Origin of the sequence: Lacibacter sediminis (genome assembly GCF_014168535.1) — a bacterium.
Classification (GTDB): domain Bacteria; phylum Bacteroidota; class Bacteroidia; order Chitinophagales; family Chitinophagaceae; genus Lacibacter; species Lacibacter sediminis.
In genome coordinates this window covers 1,516,107-1,534,285 of sequence record NZ_CP060007.1, presented here as the reverse complement: position 1 = coordinate 1,534,285, position 18,179 = coordinate 1,516,107, and the positions used below count along the sequence as shown (strand labels likewise).

General features: G+C 39.1%; 23 protein-coding genes. 4 read left to right on the top strand and 19 right to left on the bottom strand.

Annotation, left to right across the window (positions count from 1 at the left end):
- Positions 1-18 precede the first annotated feature (18 nt).
- The 14 genes from H4075_RS06685 to H4075_RS06620 form a co-directional block, all read right to left on the bottom strand.
- Positions 19-903: a helix-turn-helix domain-containing protein gene (locus tag H4075_RS06685; RefSeq protein WP_182805305.1), complete on the bottom strand. Its 885-nt coding sequence runs from the start codon at positions 901-903 to the stop codon at positions 19-21.
- 755 nt (positions 904-1,658) lie between these two features.
- The gene (locus tag H4075_RS06680) at positions 1,659-2,021 is read right to left on the bottom strand and encodes a nuclear transport factor 2 family protein (RefSeq protein WP_182805303.1); all 363 of its coding nucleotides are present in this window, start codon (positions 2,019-2,021) and stop codon (positions 1,659-1,661) included.
- 539 nt (positions 2,022-2,560) lie between these two features.
- Positions 2,561-3,202 (bottom strand): hydrolase, encoded by a 642-nt coding sequence (locus H4075_RS06675; RefSeq protein ID WP_182805301.1) that lies wholly within the window; start codon positions 3,200-3,202, stop codon positions 2,561-2,563.
- A 30-nt stretch (positions 3,203-3,232) separates the two neighbouring features.
- Positions 3,233-3,484 carry a cupin domain-containing protein gene (locus H4075_RS06670; protein ID WP_182805299.1) on the bottom strand — a complete coding sequence of 84 codons (252 nt, stop codon included), beginning with the start codon at positions 3,482-3,484 and terminating at the stop codon, positions 3,233-3,235.
- Between the two features lie 225 nt (positions 3,485-3,709).
- On the bottom strand, positions 3,710-4,165 hold the full coding sequence (locus H4075_RS06665) for a cupin domain-containing protein (RefSeq protein ID WP_182805297.1): 456 nt from the start codon (positions 4,163-4,165) through the stop codon (positions 3,710-3,712).
- A 257-nt stretch (positions 4,166-4,422) separates the two neighbouring features.
- Positions 4,423-5,049 (bottom strand): pyridoxamine 5'-phosphate oxidase family protein, encoded by a 627-nt coding sequence (locus H4075_RS06660; protein WP_182805296.1) that lies wholly within the window; start codon positions 5,047-5,049, stop codon positions 4,423-4,425.
- Positions 5,050-5,126: 77 nt separating this feature from the next.
- Positions 5,127-5,348, bottom strand: a complete 222-nt coding sequence (locus H4075_RS06655) for a hypothetical protein (RefSeq protein WP_182805294.1) — start codon at positions 5,346-5,348, stop codon at positions 5,127-5,129.
- A gap of 9 nt (positions 5,349-5,357) precedes the next feature.
- On the bottom strand, positions 5,358-5,768 hold the full coding sequence (locus tag H4075_RS06650; RefSeq protein ID WP_182805292.1) for a nuclear transport factor 2 family protein: 411 nt from the start codon (positions 5,766-5,768) through the stop codon (positions 5,358-5,360).
- A 50-nt stretch (positions 5,769-5,818) separates the two neighbouring features.
- Positions 5,819-6,610, bottom strand: coding sequence for an MBL fold metallo-hydrolase (locus H4075_RS06645; RefSeq protein WP_182805290.1), 792 nt, complete (start codon positions 6,608-6,610; stop codon positions 5,819-5,821).
- Between the two features lie 107 nt (positions 6,611-6,717).
- Positions 6,718-7,623 carry an alpha/beta fold hydrolase gene (locus H4075_RS06640; protein WP_182805288.1) on the bottom strand — a complete coding sequence of 302 codons (906 nt, stop codon included), beginning with the start codon at positions 7,621-7,623 and terminating at the stop codon, positions 6,718-6,720.
- Between the two features lie 47 nt (positions 7,624-7,670).
- Positions 7,671-8,081: a nuclear transport factor 2 family protein gene (locus H4075_RS06635; RefSeq protein ID WP_182805287.1), complete on the bottom strand. Its 411-nt coding sequence runs from the start codon at positions 8,079-8,081 to the stop codon at positions 7,671-7,673.
- Positions 8,082-8,091: 10 nt separating this feature from the next.
- Positions 8,092-8,949 carry an SDR family oxidoreductase gene (locus tag H4075_RS06630; protein WP_182805285.1) on the bottom strand — a complete coding sequence of 286 codons (858 nt, stop codon included), beginning with the start codon at positions 8,947-8,949 and terminating at the stop codon, positions 8,092-8,094.
- Positions 8,950-9,105: 156 nt separating this feature from the next.
- The gene (locus tag H4075_RS06625; protein ID WP_220494870.1) at positions 9,106-9,570 is read right to left on the bottom strand and encodes a DUF6130 family protein; all 465 of its coding nucleotides are present in this window, start codon (positions 9,568-9,570) and stop codon (positions 9,106-9,108) included.
- Positions 9,571-9,983: 413 nt separating this feature from the next.
- Positions 9,984-10,937, bottom strand: a complete 954-nt coding sequence (locus tag H4075_RS06620) for an MBL fold metallo-hydrolase (RefSeq protein WP_255460375.1) — start codon at positions 10,935-10,937, stop codon at positions 9,984-9,986.
- 779 nt (positions 10,938-11,716) lie between these two features.
- On the opposite strand from H4075_RS06620, the gene H4075_RS06615 reads away from it, so the two are divergent.
- From H4075_RS06615 to H4075_RS06600, 4 genes are all read left to right on the top strand, one after another.
- The gene (locus H4075_RS06615) at positions 11,717-12,457 is read left to right on the top strand and encodes an outer membrane beta-barrel protein (protein ID WP_182805283.1); all 741 of its coding nucleotides are present in this window, start codon (positions 11,717-11,719) and stop codon (positions 12,455-12,457) included.
- Between the two features lie 271 nt (positions 12,458-12,728).
- Entirely contained in the window at positions 12,729-13,223 is a 495-nt protein-coding gene (locus tag H4075_RS06610; protein ID WP_182805282.1) for a DUF6438 domain-containing protein, read from the top strand.
- Positions 13,224-13,352: 129 nt separating this feature from the next.
- The gene (locus tag H4075_RS06605; RefSeq protein WP_182805280.1) at positions 13,353-14,045 is read left to right on the top strand and encodes a sulfite oxidase-like oxidoreductase; all 693 of its coding nucleotides are present in this window, start codon (positions 13,353-13,355) and stop codon (positions 14,043-14,045) included.
- A gap of 688 nt (positions 14,046-14,733) precedes the next feature.
- Complete coding sequence (locus tag H4075_RS06600; protein WP_182805278.1) at positions 14,734-15,081, top strand: outer membrane protein assembly factor BamB family protein; 348 nt, start codon at positions 14,734-14,736, stop codon at positions 15,079-15,081.
- Positions 15,082-15,287: 206 nt separating this feature from the next.
- On the opposite strand, the gene H4075_RS06595 is transcribed toward H4075_RS06600, so the two are convergent.
- The 5 genes from H4075_RS06595 to H4075_RS06580 all read right to left on the bottom strand — a co-directional run bounded on the left by H4075_RS06595 (position 15,288) and on the right by H4075_RS06580 (position 17,903).
- Entirely contained in the window at positions 15,288-15,698 is a 411-nt protein-coding gene (locus H4075_RS06595; protein WP_182805276.1) for a DUF2846 domain-containing protein, read from the bottom strand.
- 189 nt (positions 15,699-15,887) lie between these two features.
- Positions 15,888-16,172, bottom strand: coding sequence for a DUF6527 family protein (locus H4075_RS21800; RefSeq protein ID WP_407657660.1), 285 nt, complete (start codon positions 16,170-16,172; stop codon positions 15,888-15,890).
- 52 nt (positions 16,173-16,224) lie between these two features.
- The gene (locus H4075_RS06590) at positions 16,225-17,403 is read right to left on the bottom strand and encodes a ThiF family adenylyltransferase (protein WP_182805274.1); all 1,179 of its coding nucleotides are present in this window, start codon (positions 17,401-17,403) and stop codon (positions 16,225-16,227) included.
- The gene (locus tag H4075_RS06585; RefSeq protein ID WP_182805272.1) at positions 17,378-17,647 is read right to left on the bottom strand and encodes a multiubiquitin domain-containing protein; all 270 of its coding nucleotides are present in this window, start codon (positions 17,645-17,647) and stop codon (positions 17,378-17,380) included. Before H4075_RS06585 ends, H4075_RS06590 begins: the two co-directional genes overlap by 26 nt.
- A gap of 22 nt (positions 17,648-17,669) precedes the next feature.
- The gene (locus tag H4075_RS06580) at positions 17,670-17,903 is read right to left on the bottom strand and encodes a DUF2188 domain-containing protein (RefSeq protein ID WP_182805270.1); all 234 of its coding nucleotides are present in this window, start codon (positions 17,901-17,903) and stop codon (positions 17,670-17,672) included.
- Between the last annotated feature and the right edge of the window lie 276 nt (positions 17,904-18,179).

Below are 18,179 nucleotides of genomic sequence, written 5' to 3'. Positions count from 1 at the left end.
CCCATCGCTTAAGGTCAGCTATGCAACAAGACTATTCATTCTGAATTCGGAGGGTGGATGACCAAAATGTGATTTGAAAAGTCTTGAAAAATGGGCTACGCTTTCAAATCCCAATGTGTAACAAATATCAGTTACAGTCATATTGGTACTTGACAAAAGTTCCTGCGCCTTTTCCAATCTTTTTTTTCTTATCCATTGAGATGGGGGCATGTTATAAATCGCCAGAAAATCTCTTCGGAAACTCGATAAACTTCTTCCCGCTAAAACTGCCAGCTGATTTAGCGAAAGTGAATTCATAATATTTTCTTCAACAGTACTTGTAATATTACTCCTATAATGTTCTCTTAAATCAACCAACTGCTCCAGTATTTGATTACCAATACCAGCCAGGTAAAATAAAAGCTCAAATAATTTAATTTTCACTAAACTACACCCAATTAATTCAGGCTGTATAAAAAAAAGCTGCAGGGAATCAATGTATTTTGATAGTTGCTGTCCGGCAGAATTTACAGTTACACACGGCGCTTCGCTTTTTGGTATAACGGATATCTCTGCCATCTTAATAAACTCTTTTACCAAATCATATTTTAATGTTACCACGATAAATTCAATTTTTGGTTGATCATATAATTGACCATTAGAACTTTCGTATTCAATTAAAATATCCTTTTTAAGAAAAGCCATCTCATTTGTGCCAACAACATAACTCTCGTTACCATGCCGAATATTGATGGCACCTTCCGTTACAAAAAGCAAAACATTTTCTTCTAAAAATAAAGTTCCAGCTATCGACTGATAACAGGTATGCGTCTCGATTGCTTTATATCCATCGAGCACTAAGCTCTTTTTATTTACGAAAGGAACTTCTAAGCCATCGGTTGTTTTGGTTGGTAGCGTTTGCATTTTCTAAGAATTTAGTATGATGAAATAGTTATTTAAGAAATTGTGACTCATGCCGATTTGGATTCAATGATCTTTTTTTTAGATGGCATGGCTATTAATTTTCAAAACAAGTGCCACATCTTAACTTATTGTTTCATAGCCATTTAAATAAAATTCACTGGATGGGAAGTCGTGATATTTCGTCAGTTGACGATGGCACTCTTTAAATATCGGAGGCAATATTCAAAGCTACCTGTGTGATAACACGGAGAAGAACAAGTGAAATTTTCGATCTGAGAGAGTTTGTCATAAGAAAAAGGATGCCATATTCCGACATCCTTTTTTGTAATTTATCACCAAACGTATGAGATCAAATAAGTACAGAATAATTTTAGACAATCCAAAACAGATAAATATTTTATCCGGTATTGGCCCTTACCCACCAGGCAATTTCTTATGCTTACAAAGTAGCTGTGCAACAAAATCACTGATTCAAGGGGCGTTGTAGTTATCTGCAACCAAAAGAATAGCCTGCTTTAACGACTAATGATAATTTCACTTGTTGCGAGCCGTTATTTTAACAGGTAATACAGGCATAAATACCATTAGCCTTTGTTTACAAAGGAGTGGATTTTTGGTGCGATATGGTCAAGAAATAGAAACGAGCCTACTTTATCGGCATACCTAATAGGCAATATTCGATAAATGGTCATATCGCCAATGTCAGCCCTTTGCCTTTTGCTGAAAAACTTGTTTTCGTTTTCATGATTCCGTTTCTATTCACTATCAAGAAAGACGTACAAAGACTTTATTTTCCCGTTTTCAAAATGGGCAATGTCCATTCCAGTTGACAAGGGAGCCTGCCCTTCTGGACCAACCCCCCAAATTAATCGTCCTATACTGTTGTTAATGATGATAGGCTTTAGTTTGGTAAATACAAAGTTTGGAGGCATACTGCTTAATACAGCAGTAACACTTTTATTGATAGCATCCAACCCCTCTGCTTTATGCCCTACATGGTATAAAATACTGGCGTTAGTGTAAACGTTTTTAATAGCTTTCATTCTACGAACTTCATCCCGTTCGCTCCATACCTGCTTTAAATTTTCTTCCAGCAATTGTGCTAATTCGTTTTGCATAATTATTTTTTTTAGTTGATGTTTTAGTATTGAGATAATTGACGATAGTGGCTACTGATTTATAGTTGAATAGGGAAAAATAAAATCACATGAAATAAATGCAAGGGTGAAACAACAAGCTGTACACTACTGCCACGGAAAGTGTCAACTTGATTGTTAGTGATGTTTTGAAACTGCACCTGTACTACACGGGGTTCAGTCCATTAAATCCACTTTCTCTTTATCGAAAAGTTGTGTCTAAAGGTTTGCTACCCGCGAAGTATCGCCTTTGTCATCATACCAAACAAGTTGAATTTACCGGCCGGGTAAACCACCTCTGCTATTAATATCTTCTTCCAATATCTGATGTGCCAACCTTGCGGATTTTGAGTTTTCGGCAAGTGGAATTGAAATTGAAAGAGTGTAGCTACTGCGGATTAGGTTGTTTTCTGTTGATTCTTTATTCATGAGTAATTAACTATTAAATAGATTTAACCGAAAACAGCATTTTGGTATGATTCAAAATGCTGCTTTCGGTTTTCCAAAAAAAAATAATTTGCTTATGCTGTAGCAAGAAGCTGTAACTCCCAAGTCAAAGCAACGCCGCTTGCTCCGCCATTTTCCATAAGTACGCCTGCCAAATTTCCTGCTGTTTCAGTACGGGCCCAATCACGTTGCCATTCTGAAGCTACTGCCAACCAATTAATTGGCACTACCCCCGCTTGAACCATTCTGCATACTGCCATATCGTGTGCTTCAGGTGACACAGAACCGCATGCATCTGTAACAACAAATACATTGTAGCCTTCGCCAAGAGCTTGTATTGCAGGCATAGCTACACAAACCTCTGTCCATAAGCCAGCAATGATCAGTTGTTTACGGCCACTTTTATTTACAACATCAGTCACGTTTGGGTCTTGCCATGTGTTGATGAATGTTCGGTTGATTGGCTTTTGCCCAGGAAATAAATCCTGTAACTGTTTAATAATGTAACCTCCACGTTCTTCAATAACTGTGGTTAAAACTGTTGGCACATTGAATACTTTTGCTGCTTTAGCAAGCCCTGTAACATTATTGATAATCATTGCAGGTTCATGGCTGTTCAGGTTTGTGTACTGGAACGGTTGGTGATCAATAAGTACAAGGATGCTATCTTCTGGGCGAAGCAATGCACCTAATCCCATTTTTGGATGCTTTTCCATTTTTTTAAATTTTAAAATTTGAATGATGAATCAATGACTTGGCAAACCACTCGGCTTTGCTATAGTCAATGCCGTTGACGGTTCTGCACTGGAATCGGAAACCATATGAGGCGTTCCTTTTGAAATAAAAAAACTTTTAGCCGGTCTCAAAATAACTGTTTCCCTATTTGTACAAATGGTAAACTCGCCTTTGGTTACAAAAATCCATTCTGAATATTCTGAATGTGAATGCACTGCTATCTCCACACCGGGAGCAAATGCCCCTTCAATAAGATCCCACAAAGAGGAAGTTTGTATTTCATCCGCCGGAATAGAAAGATGTTTACCAAAAAGTCATAGTGATTGCGTCATAAAAATCAATTTAGATAGTTAGAAAGATTTGCAATTCAAAATTGCATACTTCCAATGATCATCCTTTGATATTCTAATTCATGATTTTTGATAAAAATTAACTATCCTAAAGAGATATTTTCTGATTACATATTCTGGCATTCAGAATGTTGCTTCTTAACTCTCAATAGCTGGTCGTGTGCCGGGAGCTCCCAAAATCTCGTCACCTAATTCTATTGTCTTTTGATTGAACTCTTCAACCAATTTTAGATCCAGAACGTCTTTGCCAGGATCAACTTTGCCAAAGAGACGAATGACCTTGGCAAAACCGCTCGGCGATGCTATTGTCAATGCAGTTGACGGTTCTTCACTGGAAGCGGAAACCATATGAGGTGTTCCTTGTGGAATAAAAAAACTTTTACCCGGTTTCAAAATAACCGTTTCCTGATTTGTATAAATAGTAAACTCGCCTTTGGTTACAAAAATCAATTCTGAATACTTTGAATGTGAATGCAATGGTGTTTCCACACCGGGAGCAAATGTTCCTTCAATAAGATCATACAAAGACGATGTTTGTGTTTCATCTGCCAGAATAGAAAGATGTGTACCAAAAAGCCATAGTGATTGCATCATAAAGATCAATTTATATAGGTAGAATGATTTGCAATTCAAAATCGCACACGTCCAATGATCACCCATTGATATTCAAATTCATATTTCTTGATAAAAATTACTTATTCTGAGGAGCTATTTTTCTGATTACATCTTCTGGCATTCAGCATACCAAACTAAAATCGATACTGATTAAAACCACGGCAGCAAATCATTCAGCAAATACCGTATTTCATACATTTTTTTCCACCAATCAACTCAGCTTTACATATCGGAGATTATCTTGCCAATTCCTTTATTTTAGCCTGCAGATTTTTTACCTCTTCTTTCAATTGCTTGATATGTTCCAGCTGAGCTTTTAAAAACTCATCAATGTCCTCTAAAGTATAGCGTGCTGTTATATGCTGTGGACAGTTCCAGTCATAAGCTTCAACTTCAAATACCATCATCCTTTCAGGCCTGAATTTATATTCATCCAGGTCAAGCAATTTGTATAGTTCTCGATCATCTTTTAGTTCAATAATAGTTGCTTTGGCGTAAATTTTTAGTCTTGCCCTCGTAGGATAATCCACCATTATCAGAGCTACGTTATGATTGGTTGCAATATTACCAATCGAAATATATTGCATGTTACCCCTGAAATCGATAAACCCGATTCTCTTCGAGTCCAGCACTTTTAAAAATCCTTTAGGCCCACCCCTATGCTGAATGTAAGGGTAATTGTTTGTACCAATGGTTGCCATATAAAAGCTGTCCCGTTCTGCAATAAAATCGATTTCATTTTCCGTTAACCCATCTACATAGGTATCTCTTTCCATCCTTGCATAATTCGTTCTGCTTCCCAGCTTTTCCTGCAACTCCTTTACCTCTGGTGAGAACGCCAGTTCTCCATAATTTTTAGCCATAATAAAAAATTAATTTCATCGAATATTTTTATATCAGACAGCTTATTGATTTGCAAAATCATAGGCTCAACTTTCACTTAGCAACCATGATTCAACTTATTCAAGTCCTCAACCTGTTGATTATTTTGCTGATCGTCTTTTGACGGTAGATTATGTTTATCCGGTTGAAGAACCGCATCCCATAAAGCATCTCCACATTCGTCAGTGATAACAATCTTTTGCGGAGAAGTTTCAGCAAAATTATTTTCCAGCTCACTTGCTGAATTTACAGGAGATTTTTTTGGATGGACTTTTTTCATAGTAACTGATTAAAGTCTTCTTTCAGATTCTTTGATTGCTAAATCATTGATGCTTGCAAAACGCCTTTGCATCAAACCATTTTCATCATATTCCCAATTTTCATTACCGTAGGCCCTGAACCATTCACCTTCAGCAGTACGATATTCATACTCAAAGCGTACAGCTATCCTGTTATCTGTATGAGCCCAGTATTCTTTCACAAGTTTATAGTCCAGTTCCTTTCCCCACTTTTCGGTAAGAAAGGCCACGATCGCTTCCCGGCCATTTAAAAACACATTCCGGTTTCGCCACTCACTGTTTACAGTGTAACCTTGAGCAACCCTTACCGGATCCCTGCTGTTCCATGCATCTTCTGCCAGTTGAATTTTTTGCTTCGCCGATTCCAGTGTGAATGGCGGCAATGGATGTTTTTGCTCCATGATTTAAGTTTTATTTTTTTTAATCATCAATAGAATAGAAAACTAACCAATTATTGATTTTTACCTGTTGCTTCCAGACTTATTGTTTTACCTGCCTCCAATATTTTTAACCGCTGATCAATTCCTAAAACCCTGTAAGAAGTTTGGATATCTTTTACACTTTGAGTGTAATGTTTCCATCCTTCGTAATGCAAGGGAATAATGGTTGCATCTGGAAAAGTGGATGCCATATCCATTGCGTCGTTAGTTCCCATTGTAACGAAAAAAGGCCCTCTGGTTTGTGCCCCGCCAGCAAATAAGAATACGTAATCTGGATTGTATCTTTTAGCAACCTCTGCCACACCTTCATAATAAGTAGTATCTCCTGTAATATAAATTTCAATTGCCATTGCAGCTTTTACTGACAATAGAAACCCTATTACTTCCCCTTGAATTTTCTCTATCCCTGCAGGGCCATGTCTGGCAGGCGTAGCTGTAATTGTAATTTCTGTACCATCAGGTGTTATAATAGCTTCACTTTGCCAGGGAGCAAGACCTGCACTGGTTCCTTTAAGTCTTGAAGCACCGCTAACAGTTGTATACGTTTTAGATACTTTTTTTACCAATAACCTGCCGGCATGATCAAAATTATCAAAGTGCTGATCGTGGCTTAACAATACAATATCAATTCTACCAATATCTATCGTTGCAGGGCCTTTCGTTTTTTCAACAGTAAGATTTGGAACATGATAAACGCTGCCGGCAGGATCAAGTGTTGGATCCGTCATAAAACGAAGCCCGCCTATTTCCAATATCGCTGTAGGACCTCCAAGATAAATCACACGAAAGAAATTCTTTTCCATGTTGCTTATTTTAAAATCCAAAGAATAGTAAAAAACCCCTTGAGGCCGCACGATGTTGTGCAACCAAATCGGGGCTTTTCGCCATTCAACCTCAACTTTGATTTCTCTTACGACTTTGCAATTCCCGATGCCATCTTTTTATCCTTGCCAACCTTTCTGTCTAAAAAACTTCTGATCGTTGCTCCGATTTCATCGCCAAAACTTTCTAAAGCAAAGTGACCCGTTGGATACAAATGAAACTCCAGATTCTTCACATCTTTCTTGAACGCTTCAGCACCTACGCCAGGGAAAATATAATCGTCTTTGCCATAAACAATCAGCATTTCCGGATTACTTGTACGCAGGTACTGTTGCCACTTGGGGTATTGCTTTACATTGTTTTGGTAATCATAAAACAATCCAATCTGTATGTCATCATTTTCCGCACGAAGCAAATGCCGTAGGTCGATTTCCCAGTTATCAGGACTCACTACACTTTCATCAGGCACACTATGCGTGTATTGCCATTTCAATCCTTCAGGGCTGTGAAATGTGCGGCATTTTGCAATCGCCTCTTGGTCGTTCCTGTCTTTCCAAAGTGCCTTAATGGGATCCCAGAAAGCTTCAAGGCCTTCTTCATAGCAGCAACCATTCTGAACAATAATTGTATCAATTCGGTCTGGATATTTGGATGCAATCGTCCAACCAACAGGCGCACCATAATCCATCAGGTAAACACTGAATTTGTGAATCTTCAAATGATCCAGTAACCCTTCAACAATAGCTGCGAAATTTTCAAAGGTGTAAGCAAAATCCTTCATGAGAGGTTGCTCACTTCGGCCATAGCCCGGATAGTCGGGAGCGATCAGATGATACTTATCTGATAAATCATTTATCAGGTTGCGGTACATATGCGACGAAGTGGGATACCCGTGTAATAATAAGAGTACGGGTGCATCAGCTGGGCCAGCTTCCCGGTAGAAAATTTCGACGCCGTTGATTGTTGCAAAGCGGTAAGTTGTTTTACTGTTCATTGTATTTTTTTTTAATGATGAATGCTTGTAAAGGAGAACTTAGTTTACTAAAAAAATGCACGGCTCACAGTCAACGTATCTTCATATAGATGCAGCCTGCTGATTTTAGCATTCGAAATGGTCAGGTGGAAAGCAGCCGGCGTTTGGAATGTCTTACCAGTGCTCACAACAGTATGTTGAAAATGCGCAATTAAAACCACCTCCGTTCCTGATACCAGCACATGATTCAGCGTTACGATGCTCTTGCCTTTTTCAAAATGAGGCCACATGGTATTAAAATAGTCTGCAACCTCGGCACGCTGGCTACGCTGTCCTACCCATGGCAATGAAGTATCTCCCGGTACATACCAATCAATCTGCTCATCGAAAAGCGCAGCCACACCCTCTGCATCGTAATTACTCAGTCGTTGAAGAAAGTTTCCAATTAGTTCGTCCGTAGTTGATTGTTCGTTTTGCATGATGAAAGTTTTATGCGTTATATTTTGATAGCCATCTCGATTTTATTTCCGCCCTTGCCTCAATAAATTCACGGTCTGTACCTTCAGCAATTGCGTCCAGCGGATAGCGTAGCGGACGGGTGCCATCTTTCATCTCAATGAGTGCCAAGACGCCATCGGCAATCACCTGGGGATCCATTTTGAATTCAGCCATTTTGCCGAATAACCCGGCACCCAACGCTTCAAACATTTCGGTTGCCTTGGGTTCGTATGCCGCAGTGATTTCCGGTTTGTCTGACAGCACACCCGACTTAACACCTGTATTCATTTCAGTAGGATACACGCCGGGTTGAATGCTCACATTTTCAATTCCAAATTGAGCCAGCTCCTCTTGTATTCCTTCTGTTATGCTTTCAACACAGAACTTTGAAGCGAGGTAGGGAATCATGAATGGCAGCGTATGTCCGCTTGCACCGGATGTGATGTTGATAATTAAACCGCTCTTTGCCTTGCGCATAGCAGGCAACACTGCCTGGTACGTACGGATAACGCCGTAAAAATTAACTTCAAATAGTTGTCGTATCCGATCAAGACTATATGCTTCTAACAAACCAAATCCACTCAAGGCTGCATTGTTTACCAATACATCTATCCGGCCATGTTTTGAAAGAGTTTTTTCAAACGCCTTCGTTACTGACTCATCGCTCACGACATCTATTTCTACCACATCAACATTGGGCAGTTCGGCCAGCTCTTTAGCAACCATCATATTCTTTTCAGTTGTACCACGCATACCCGCTACAACGGTATGTCCTGCTTTTGCCAAAGTGATTGTCATTAGTCTGCCAAAGCCTGTGCTTGTTCCTGTGATGAAGATTATTTTACGCATAATAGAAGATTGTTTTACTTAAATGATCATGTCTTTGCAGTCGAAATAATAAACGCTGCCCCTTCCTTTAGAAGCGATCGCATGGAAACAGTAGCGGTACGAAGCCAAGTTGTTATGCATCAATCATGGTTGCCGGCTATTTTAGTAGTAGAAGTATCAACCCTTTTTAACATCGGGAATAATAAAGCTTACTTCTTTGCTATCAATTATTTTATGTGTCGGGTCAGCCAACTCAATCAATACGGTATGCTTGCCAGGCAGAAAGCCATTAAGAATAATCGGTTCGCCGCTGGCATCGGCCCAATGCCATGCTGCGTTATCAACCGTTACATGAACATGTCCAACTCGAGGCGATACATCTAATGCACCCACACCATACACCGGCACAAAATGAACATTGTCTGCCCGGTACTGAATCACCACCTGCCCAAGTTTCAGCGGACCTGCAAGCGGCGGGTAAACAAACAGTTTGGGAAGAGGCTCATTTTTAACTGGTACCACTGGCGCAGCACCACGAACCTCCTTTGCTGAAGGTTGGGCCATTATGTTTGATGTAAGGTTCATAAGTAAAAGAGTTAGAATAAATAATTGCTTGCGTGTTCGTTGATAATTCTTTTTCATAAAAAGGTTATTTAATGACATAGTATTTCCGTTGGCCCTAGCCACGAAAGTCGTAACAGGAATCATATTGCCTCCGGCACTATTATTTATAGGGATTATGTTTTTAGCTTTTTGTAAAGCCTACGCATTACCTGCTCGCCAAATACCATAATGCGAAAAACTAAAATCGTGAACAAGCAAATACTGTTGTTGGCACAGTGAAACTGATTTTCTTCTTCACTGATTTATTTTTGTATACGTTAGAAATTACTTTATTGTAGCTCCTTTCTAAAATCCTGCATGCTTACACAAGTAAATACACTCTTGCATAATTCCATGAGAAATCAATTTCATCTTTACAAACCTTATCTAACTCTCAATTCGATTCAGGTTGATTCACTTCTATTTTCATTGAAAGGATGAGTGCACGCAACCTAAACATCGGCATAAACGAGCTTTGTAAAAAAAGCGCCATTTAAAACAAAATTTCCAAACTTGCTGTCGAATACCTTCGTTGGCTTCGCATCAATTGTTGCGTTCAACGACATACCCGATTTTTTTAATTTTGAAACATGTTCCTTTACCGAAACAAGCATATCACGGTATTCTAACAGATCGGTACGATTGCCAACAGCACCGTGCCCTGGTATAATTAACGTTTTATCGGTACTCATGGCAAGGTTCTGGGTACACGCATTGATCATGCCATCAAGATTGCCGCCACTGTCGTGATCGATAAATGGATAATGAGCATTCCACCAGGTATCACCAACATGCAATACATCTGCGGAAGGAAAATAGACAGAGATGTCACTGTCTGTATGGGCTGGTGGGTAATACCTCAGTTGTATAGCTGATCCATTAAACTTTAGTGTATGCTCTTTTTGAAAAACAACTGTAGGTAATCCGGCTTTTGTGTGTGGCTTAAATGTATAATTCCAATCTTTTACAGTAATTGTTTTAGACAGGTTCTTTTTTGTGTTCGCATGAGCAATAATAGTTGCCCCTGTATTATGTACCCATTCATTACCATCGGCATGATCAAAATGCCAATGCGTATTAATAAGGTACTTTGTTGGCTTTGTACTGATCTTGGAAAGTGATGCCATAATTTTCTTTTGCGATACTGAAATGCCTGCGTCCACCATCAGCTTTCCTTCCGGTCCGTCAAAAACGGCAATGTTACCACCGGAGCCCTCCAGCAAATGTATATTACCCCTTAGCAGTTGTACAATTACCGGGTCTTTCGCTGCTGCAGCAATAATGGTTGTAACCGGACTTTCCTGTGCAAAAATTTCCCGGGGAGCAAACGTAAGCCCTGCTGTTATGATGCCCGCAAACCGAAGAAACTGTCCTCTCGTAATTGTGCCAGTTTGATGCATGTTCATACTTCAAATTGTTAAGTGAAATAAAATTTCTGCCTTCGCATAATGTCAACAGATTCTTCAAAACGAAAGAACGATTTAAGAAATCTGTTCTGTTTCTACAAAGATCAAAATCACTTGAAGTATAAGATTGCATATTGCATTCATATAGTTTGATTGTTTCGTTCATTTTTGCGTACCTGCAAATCCAGGTAGTAGTAGTTCGAAAAATCGTATACCGGTATGTATAGTGGGATTATAAGAGTCAAGTCCTACCCTGCAATAACGAAGTAATTTACTTGCAGATCATAAATTTTATAAAGCAATAACCTGTTGCATAAATCAAACAAATACGAGTGAAAAATAAGATTCAAGTAAAGCCGGATGAAAATGATGCCTGAAGGGAAGTGGCGTAATAACACGTAAATGCCGAATAGCAAAACGTCCCGGCCGACGGAATACTGCTAAATCATTTATAGAGAAATAGTCAATTTTTTTCGATCCTTATGTCCGGCCTGAACAAATTTCTACCTCTTGCCAATCGAATAAAATATCAGAATTATCCTTTTTACTGCGAATAGTATCTATTAGTACTTAGCTATTAGTTGCCCAAAACTGTGTAAGAATATTTTTTAAGTAATAGAGAACTGACCCACAACTGTAACCCCAAGCCATAAGTTAAAAAGTCAAGAAGATTGAATTTATGAATCAACTCTAATACCAGCAGAAAGTAAAATTTTGCGTTACAAACAAATTTCATACAGTACCGTAAAAATGTAATGCTTAACCAATAAAAACAGAAAATGGCAATCAGTCGAGAACACAAAATTGCACAACAGCAAAAACGATCGGAATCATTATTAATTAACCAAAAAAATCAAAGTAAAATGAGTAAAGTATTTGTAGCCTTTTTTTCAGCCGTCATCTTTTCGGTGTCGTCAGTAGCATATGCGCAAGGCTTTTCTATGAACATCAGCGCTGCACCTCAATTTAGTTTTGTCAGAAACATTGATGACTCAGATCCCACTCTTGACAAACAAGCAACGTTTAAACCACGAGTTGGAATCGGCATTGCCTATCAATTTGCACAAGGGACAGGGTTGGAACTTGATGTACTCTACTCCTGGCAAGGTCAGAAGTATCGCACAAACGGAGTAGAAAGAAATCAAAAAATCAATTACGTTAAAGTGCCGGTTTTGTTTTCTTACGTTGCCGCCCCAAAATCAAAAGTATCCTTTGTCGGCAAAATTGGTCCGCAATTGTCTTTTTTGACTACATCGAAACTCACAGATGGAAACGACAATGATGTCATAAGCGATACAGATGACCGGTTTGAAGATGTTGGCTTTGGAGGAGTGGTAGTAGCTGGTGCACAAATACGGCTTAGCTCCAGATTAGTTCTTGAGCCATCTGTTTGGTTTGATAACGAGTTTACAAATGCAGAAAGCGAAAATTTTAGAACACTTCCTGTTAGACGAGAGAGTCGTCACAACATGACAACAGGATTACAATTGCAACTTATATACAAATTCGATAAAAAATAGGCAGGCAGTTTCGTTAAGTCAGGTTTACGATCTGAAGGGGCCAAGGCCCCTTCTTCTATTCAAGATATATGATTTGTCTGATTGTTTAACACAGTTCGCCTCTCGTGCATTGACAATCAGCAGCGAAATAAATTTGTTGTTTAGCGTATATTCAGAGCTGCCATCAGCAGGATTTTCAATCCATTAAAGCCTTCTGCACGATCGTGGTAATGAGCAAACGAATTGCTGTTTGCAAAGTCTGCATCATAAAAAATGAAAACTAACTCCGATTATGAAAAAGATGAATCTCCTGATGTTTACTATTTGCTGCATCAGCTTATCCTATTCAGTTGATGCGCAAAAGAAGGAAAACTTTAAATTTACAAAACTTGTTTATCACGCAAGCCGTTGCAATGGCTCCTGCCCTCAGATAAGTTTAATAATTAAGCGCAACAGAAAAATAATTGTGCGCCGGGAGATGTTCAAAACAAAAAGCCAGGTTGATGAGCGTTACAGTGGACAATTTAAAGGCAGGCTGAGTCCCGCACTGTTTAATGAGATCATCCTCCAATTAAAAGCCGCTCAACTGGATTCTTTAAAATTTCCGGATGTAGATTGCTGCGATGGCTCCATTAAAACACTGATCGTTTATTACAATGGAAAACGCAGACAGTTTAAATCGATGGCGCCACCGGAAACTGTGCAACAATTATTCGAAACATTATCATCCATCGCCATCGATACAAAATTAAAGCGGGCAGCTGTAACAAAAGGTATAGAAGAATAAGGAATCGGTTACACCCAACATAAAACCAGTAATCCTCACAATCATGAAAAAGAATTTTCCCGGAACCAGAATATACAGTGGCAATGATGGAGAAAGTTATTCGTTACTTTTATAAAATAAATACGCAACATGCACGAATCTGAAAAACGAAACCGGATTGTTGAAGCCAGAATGAAACTGAAAGCAAGGTTTGAAACAAAAATTCAATCGACCCCTTCAGTTGCTGATGACAAACCTTTGGGCACCGGCAGTATCAACCGACATGGGATGCCTGTTTTACCAATAGGACAAACGATTACGCACAAATGGCCGGTGTTGGATCTTGGCCTCCAACCTGCTGTTTCATTAAACGACTGGAGACTTATTGTGGATGGAGAAGTTGAGAACCCCTTAAACCTCACATGGGAAGAATTTCTTGCCTTACCACAATCGCAGGACACTTCCGATTTCCATTGCGTTACCACCTGGTCAAAACTGAATATGATTTGGAATGGAGTAAGATTTATTGACCTCGCAGCCATGGCACAACCCAAAGAAACAGCAACCCATATCATGTGCTATAGTTATGACGACTACAGTGTGAATGTTTCGTTGGAAGAAGCATTGAAACCCGATGTACTGATTGCTCATACTGTAGAAGGAAATCCATTGCCAAAAGAACATGGTGGTCCGGCACGCATGATTACGCCACAACTATATGCATGGAAAGGAGCTAAATGGATCAACAGAATAGAGTTTCTTAAAGAAAATAAATTGGGTTTCTGGGAACAAAGAGGTTATTCCAATACGGCTTATCCATGGAGAAACGATAGGTATAGCTAATGTGTGAGAAGGAGCATCAAAAACAGTAGAACAAATTGGTAGCTACGAACAACCGAAGACGACAGATTATTTCAATTGTGAAACTGAATGAACCTACAAAGAAAAAAACTGCTGTATTCAATGAACACATTCAGCCTTTGCCAGTCAATCCCGTAATAATCGCTTGAAACCTTTCCAACCCTGATCCTAAATTTTCTACAATCTCGTCTGCGAATGGTTCAGGACCGGGCAGATTATCGAAAGCAGCAGATGATTCATTGTTAGGACTATTCGATCAAAGTGAACTTTATTAATCTTCTCTCCAATAATCGGATCAATACTACAATCTTTCTTGTACAAATCAGATTTCATATAATGGCACCTTGGATTTACATTGGATAACTCCCCTGATCGGCTAAACGTCACTTCAAGTGAACTGAAAAATTTTCGAAATAATCCGGATTATATTACAATAGAATGTAACGATTGATACGACGCTATTATATTCATAGAATTCACATAGCTGTTTTCCGGAATATTCCGGAAAAAAAGAGAAACATGTAAAACGAATGCTATCCTATTCCGTAACTTTTCAAATAATTTCCGACTATTCCGGAATATTATTTTTACAGGACGTTTCTTCTTTCTCAGGCAAGTCTTCCTCCTTTACCTCTCTTCACCCGCATTTCCTATTTTTATCAAAAAAAACATGAAGCCTGTCAATCATCTGTACATTCTGTCGAAAGGAAGAGTAGCTGCTGTCAATAAAAAAGATGGCGCAATTGTTTGGGAAATTAAACTGAAAGAATACCATGCCAACAGCAATGGCTATAACTACGGACAAATTTCTGCGGAAGGCGATAAACTCTTTGTAGCCTCCTCCGGTATCTTGTTTTGCTTACGTGTAAAAGATGGCTCACTGGTATGGGTAAACGAACTGAAAGGATGGGGTTACAACTTTATTAGTATGGCAGGCGTTGCAAACGAACCGGCTGCTGCTGCGGCAGCTGCAACACAGGCCGCTGTAACAGCTGCTGTCATCACCAGCGCAACGTAATGACTGCCGGCATATTGATTTCATATCCACTTCTCCTTAAAGAGACGTGGCGTAATAACACTTCAACGCTGTATAACGAAACGTCCCCTGCGGGAGACGTTTCTGCGAAGGAAGGAAATTTTGTTTTCCAAATTCCTCGATACAATCGGGGCTGAATCAGTTGGCATCAAGCGATCCACTGTGGTGGAACAATTGCGCCAGAAAGGTTACAAGCATTTTTTATCAAGTACAAAAGCTTCGGCCCATTTCACCCCTTCCGCTTCACTCAGTTGTGTACAATAAAAACTGCCTTTCCCAAAAGCCTTTGTTACAATGTTGATAGCGATATAATAGGTTTTTCCGGCTTCCAGATTGACGATGAGTTCTGTTTCGGGTGTTGATTTCACATTGCCTTTGTATTGTGCATGAAATTTATGTTCACCCGGGTCTACTTCATGAACTGAATACTTCCCTCTACCCAACTTGCATAAAAGGGTTTGATCAATATAGGTGTAATACGGTACATACTTGTCCGGACCGTCAGGTCGTAACAGATAAACAGTTGCTTTTTGGCTTTGCCCCTGTACCTGAACAAACGCTGCAACGAGCAGCAGTAAAAAGAAACAGACTTTTTTCATCCCTTTATCATTTTAAATTATAACGGATACTTCAACAACTTTGTTGAACCGGGTTCCAGGAAATTACAGCGGCCTGCCTTCTTTTGCAGCTACGCCTCCCGAAAAAGAAATGGCGTAAGTACACTTCAACGCTGCATAACGAAACGTTCCCTGTGGGAGACGTTTCTGCGAAGGAAAGGCTTCTGCTTATTACTTTTTTTGTTTCTTTTTTCGTTTTATTAAATTCTTGATTCCTTTTTTCCAGTTCTTCTTTTTGGGTTCGTGTTCGGATATAGACCACTCCACGACATATTCGACAACACTTTTCCTTATCCAGTAATGTGACTTACACTCAAAACTCCAATTTCCTATGGAAGGGTCGAGAGTGATGCTTTCTCCATCATATGTTAGTTGCCAACCGGTAGGCGAAATAGGTGTCACAACTCTACTACCACATCCGCAAACGCATCGATGAATTGCGGTTCCAAACTCCATTGATATATAAATGATACCGTCCTCTAACGAAGGCGGCATCAATTCAACAAACTTATAGTGTAACTTCATCGTTTACCATTTGGGATACATTAATACTGTAAGTTGTATGATATTCACCTTCCAAGTCATTGTAAAAACCACACAACTTTTTCCATTTAATTACTGCGAGTGCGGCATTTAAAGCATTAAGCTCGGCAATTTGGATATTCGTGGCATATTCGTCATCCCTGTCATCAGCAAAAGAAATTCTTTCACTTAGATGATCATTTTTAGTAGGGCTTCCGGTGGTTACCCTTAGCATACCCATCAATGAATTGTTTACTACGTTTATACCCATCCCAACATCAATAAAAGTGATGCCTTCGCTTAACAAGGATTTGATAATAATATTTTTAATATCACCTTTATCTACTGCAATAAACACATAGCTCATTCCTGAAAGCTCTTTTATTGTTTCGTCTGAAATATGAAAAGGGTGTGCAACGATATTTTTGTGTAATACTGAATATCTGCTTTTGAGATATTCAACTTTCTTCAATTGCTTGTTAAGATCTTCATCACTCGCCGCTCCCGGAGCTCTGAATGCATTATGCACGTAAAAAGTGTCTGCATCAAATAAATGTATTTCTTGCACGGGCGTTTTTGCAACAAAGTCAAATATGTATGACCCTGTACCTCCAACTCCAATAATAGCAATCTTTTGCCCTTCCAATTTTTCCGTAATTGAAAGGATGTTTGCTCTGCTAGCATTAGTGTCAGTATAATGAAAAACACTGTCGCTGGTTGCATCGGAAAAAACCATGAAATTCTTTTCCGTAACATTCGGATCAATTGCCTTAGCAGGGCTGGAAATTAAATTGCAATAAGTCGTTATTTTCTCATAATAATCCAGATAATTCCTTCCTGGTTTATTTGAGAAGGAATGATCCACTACTATTCCATTGCCTAATGTTTGTTTACTGCTACTATGTCGTAAAGCTGTTAGTGGTTGCCCGTTCACATCACATGGATATTCTCCAATGAAATAAATAACATGCGTGCTGGGTACTCCTACGACCTTGGCTGATGCCAAAGTCAATTCGCTGACTAATGTTCCAGAGCACACTTCCTTTTTATTGTTAACGTATGGAATTTGGTGGACTATTACTAGCCCACCTTTTTCCTGAATTCCATAACCTTCATCCTGCAATTTTTTGAGTGCGGGACTACGACCTATTAGTTCTTGTGACATTGAATATCATTTTATCTTTTACTTGAACTGATTGACCTTTTATAAGGGACCCTTCCGGCTTGTTGCCCATTCCTCTTTTGTAGGTAATTGAATAGGTAATAGCTTCGTTGTCTTCATAACTACCATATGCTATTTCCGCAAGTTGTTCAAATGAAATTGATTTGTCAGTCCACACTTTTTCTTCAGCGTTTACAATGATCACAAGATCTTTCTTATCATCTTCTTTTTCTACTACGTTACTCATTTTGTAAGTTTTCTAAGGTGAATTAATTCTTTGTGTCTTTCGGTGGTACAGGATCGTTGCCGTAGGAATCTTTATCCCTGATTCTTCCATCCGTACCGTGAATAACAACTTCCGATTGTTGATGCTTGGCTATTCCTTTAGCCGCATCAATTGCTTGCTTTTGCGTTTCGGTAACTTTTGTTGCTTTGTCATTACCGGCGCCTTTTACTTGCCATCCACCTCCTGGGTGTTTGGTTACATGTTGATTCTTACCCATTGTTTTTGCTTTATTGGGTTAAAAAAATAATTGCCCACAATATTTTGCGGAGTAGTAGGCATTCTAGCCGGAAAGCTTAATAGAAGGGAAGTATCTGGCTGTAATGATAGCCGGCAAGATCACTGTATCGCAGGTATTGTTAATTAAATAAACAAAACCTACCTTAGCAGCACGATATTAGAACAACGGAAAGGAGCAACTTTCAAACTCATTTCCAGAAAGCCTTAGGAGGGTCGCATCTCTTAGGGCTTTCGCCTTCTATAAAAGAACTTTATT

What these genes read in the sequence shown, in the direction of transcription:
- H4075_RS06685 (WP_182805305.1), bottom strand. Translation starts at nt 903, where the DNA reads ATGCAAACGCTACCAACCAAAACAACCGATGGCTTAGAAGTTCCTTTC.
- H4075_RS06680 (WP_182805303.1), bottom strand. Translation starts at nt 2,021, where the DNA reads ATGCAAAACGAATTAGCACAATTGCTGGAAGAAAATTTAAAGCAGGTA.
- H4075_RS06675 (WP_182805301.1), bottom strand. Translation starts at nt 3,202, where the DNA reads ATGGAAAAGCATCCAAAAATGGGATTAGGTGCATTGCTTCGCCCAGAA.
- H4075_RS06665 (WP_182805297.1), bottom strand. Translation starts at nt 4,165, where the DNA reads ATGATGCAATCACTATGGCTTTTTGGTACACATCTTTCTATTCTGGCA.
- H4075_RS06660 (WP_182805296.1), bottom strand. Translation starts at nt 5,049, where the DNA reads ATGGCTAAAAATTATGGAGAACTGGCGTTCTCACCAGAGGTAAAGGAG.
- H4075_RS06655 (WP_182805294.1), bottom strand. Translation starts at nt 5,348, where the DNA reads ATGAAAAAAGTCCATCCAAAAAAATCTCCTGTAAATTCAGCAAGTGAG.
- H4075_RS06650 (WP_182805292.1), bottom strand. Translation starts at nt 5,768, where the DNA reads ATGGAGCAAAAACATCCATTGCCGCCATTCACACTGGAATCGGCGAAG.
- H4075_RS06645 (WP_182805290.1), bottom strand. Translation starts at nt 6,610, where the DNA reads ATGGAAAAGAATTTCTTTCGTGTGATTTATCTTGGAGGTCCTACAGCG.
- H4075_RS06640 (WP_182805288.1), bottom strand. Translation starts at nt 7,623, where the DNA reads ATGAACAGTAAAACAACTTACCGCTTTGCAACAATCAACGGCGTCGAA.
- H4075_RS06635 (WP_182805287.1), bottom strand. Translation starts at nt 8,081, where the DNA reads ATGCAAAACGAACAATCAACTACGGACGAACTAATTGGAAACTTTCTT.
- H4075_RS06630 (WP_182805285.1), bottom strand. Translation starts at nt 8,949, where the DNA reads ATGCGTAAAATAATCTTCATCACAGGAACAAGCACAGGCTTTGGCAGA.
- H4075_RS06625 (WP_220494870.1), bottom strand. Translation starts at nt 9,570, where the DNA reads ATGAAAAAGAATTATCAACGAACACGCAAGCAATTATTTATTCTAACT.
- H4075_RS06620 (WP_255460375.1), bottom strand. Translation starts at nt 10,937, where the DNA reads ATGAACATGCATCAAACTGGCACAATTACGAGAGGACAGTTTCTTCGG.
- H4075_RS06615 (WP_182805283.1), top strand. Translation starts at nt 11,717, where the DNA reads ATGGCAATCAGTCGAGAACACAAAATTGCACAACAGCAAAAACGATCG.
- H4075_RS06610 (WP_182805282.1), top strand. Translation starts at nt 12,729, where the DNA reads ATGAAAAAGATGAATCTCCTGATGTTTACTATTTGCTGCATCAGCTTA.
- H4075_RS06605 (WP_182805280.1), top strand. Translation starts at nt 13,353, where the DNA reads ATGCACGAATCTGAAAAACGAAACCGGATTGTTGAAGCCAGAATGAAA.
- H4075_RS06600 (WP_182805278.1), top strand. Translation starts at nt 14,734, where the DNA reads ATGAAGCCTGTCAATCATCTGTACATTCTGTCGAAAGGAAGAGTAGCT.
- H4075_RS06595 (WP_182805276.1), bottom strand. Translation starts at nt 15,698, where the DNA reads ATGAAAAAAGTCTGTTTCTTTTTACTGCTGCTCGTTGCAGCGTTTGTT.
- H4075_RS21800 (WP_407657660.1), bottom strand. Translation starts at nt 16,172, where the DNA reads ATGGAGTTTGGAACCGCAATTCATCGATGCGTTTGCGGATGTGGTAGT.
- H4075_RS06590 (WP_182805274.1), bottom strand. Translation starts at nt 17,403, where the DNA reads ATGTCACAAGAACTAATAGGTCGTAGTCCCGCACTCAAAAAATTGCAG.
- H4075_RS06585 (WP_182805272.1), bottom strand. Translation starts at nt 17,647, where the DNA reads ATGAGTAACGTAGTAGAAAAAGAAGATGATAAGAAAGATCTTGTGATC.
- H4075_RS06580 (WP_182805270.1), bottom strand. Translation starts at nt 17,903, where the DNA reads ATGGGTAAGAATCAACATGTAACCAAACACCCAGGAGGTGGATGGCAA.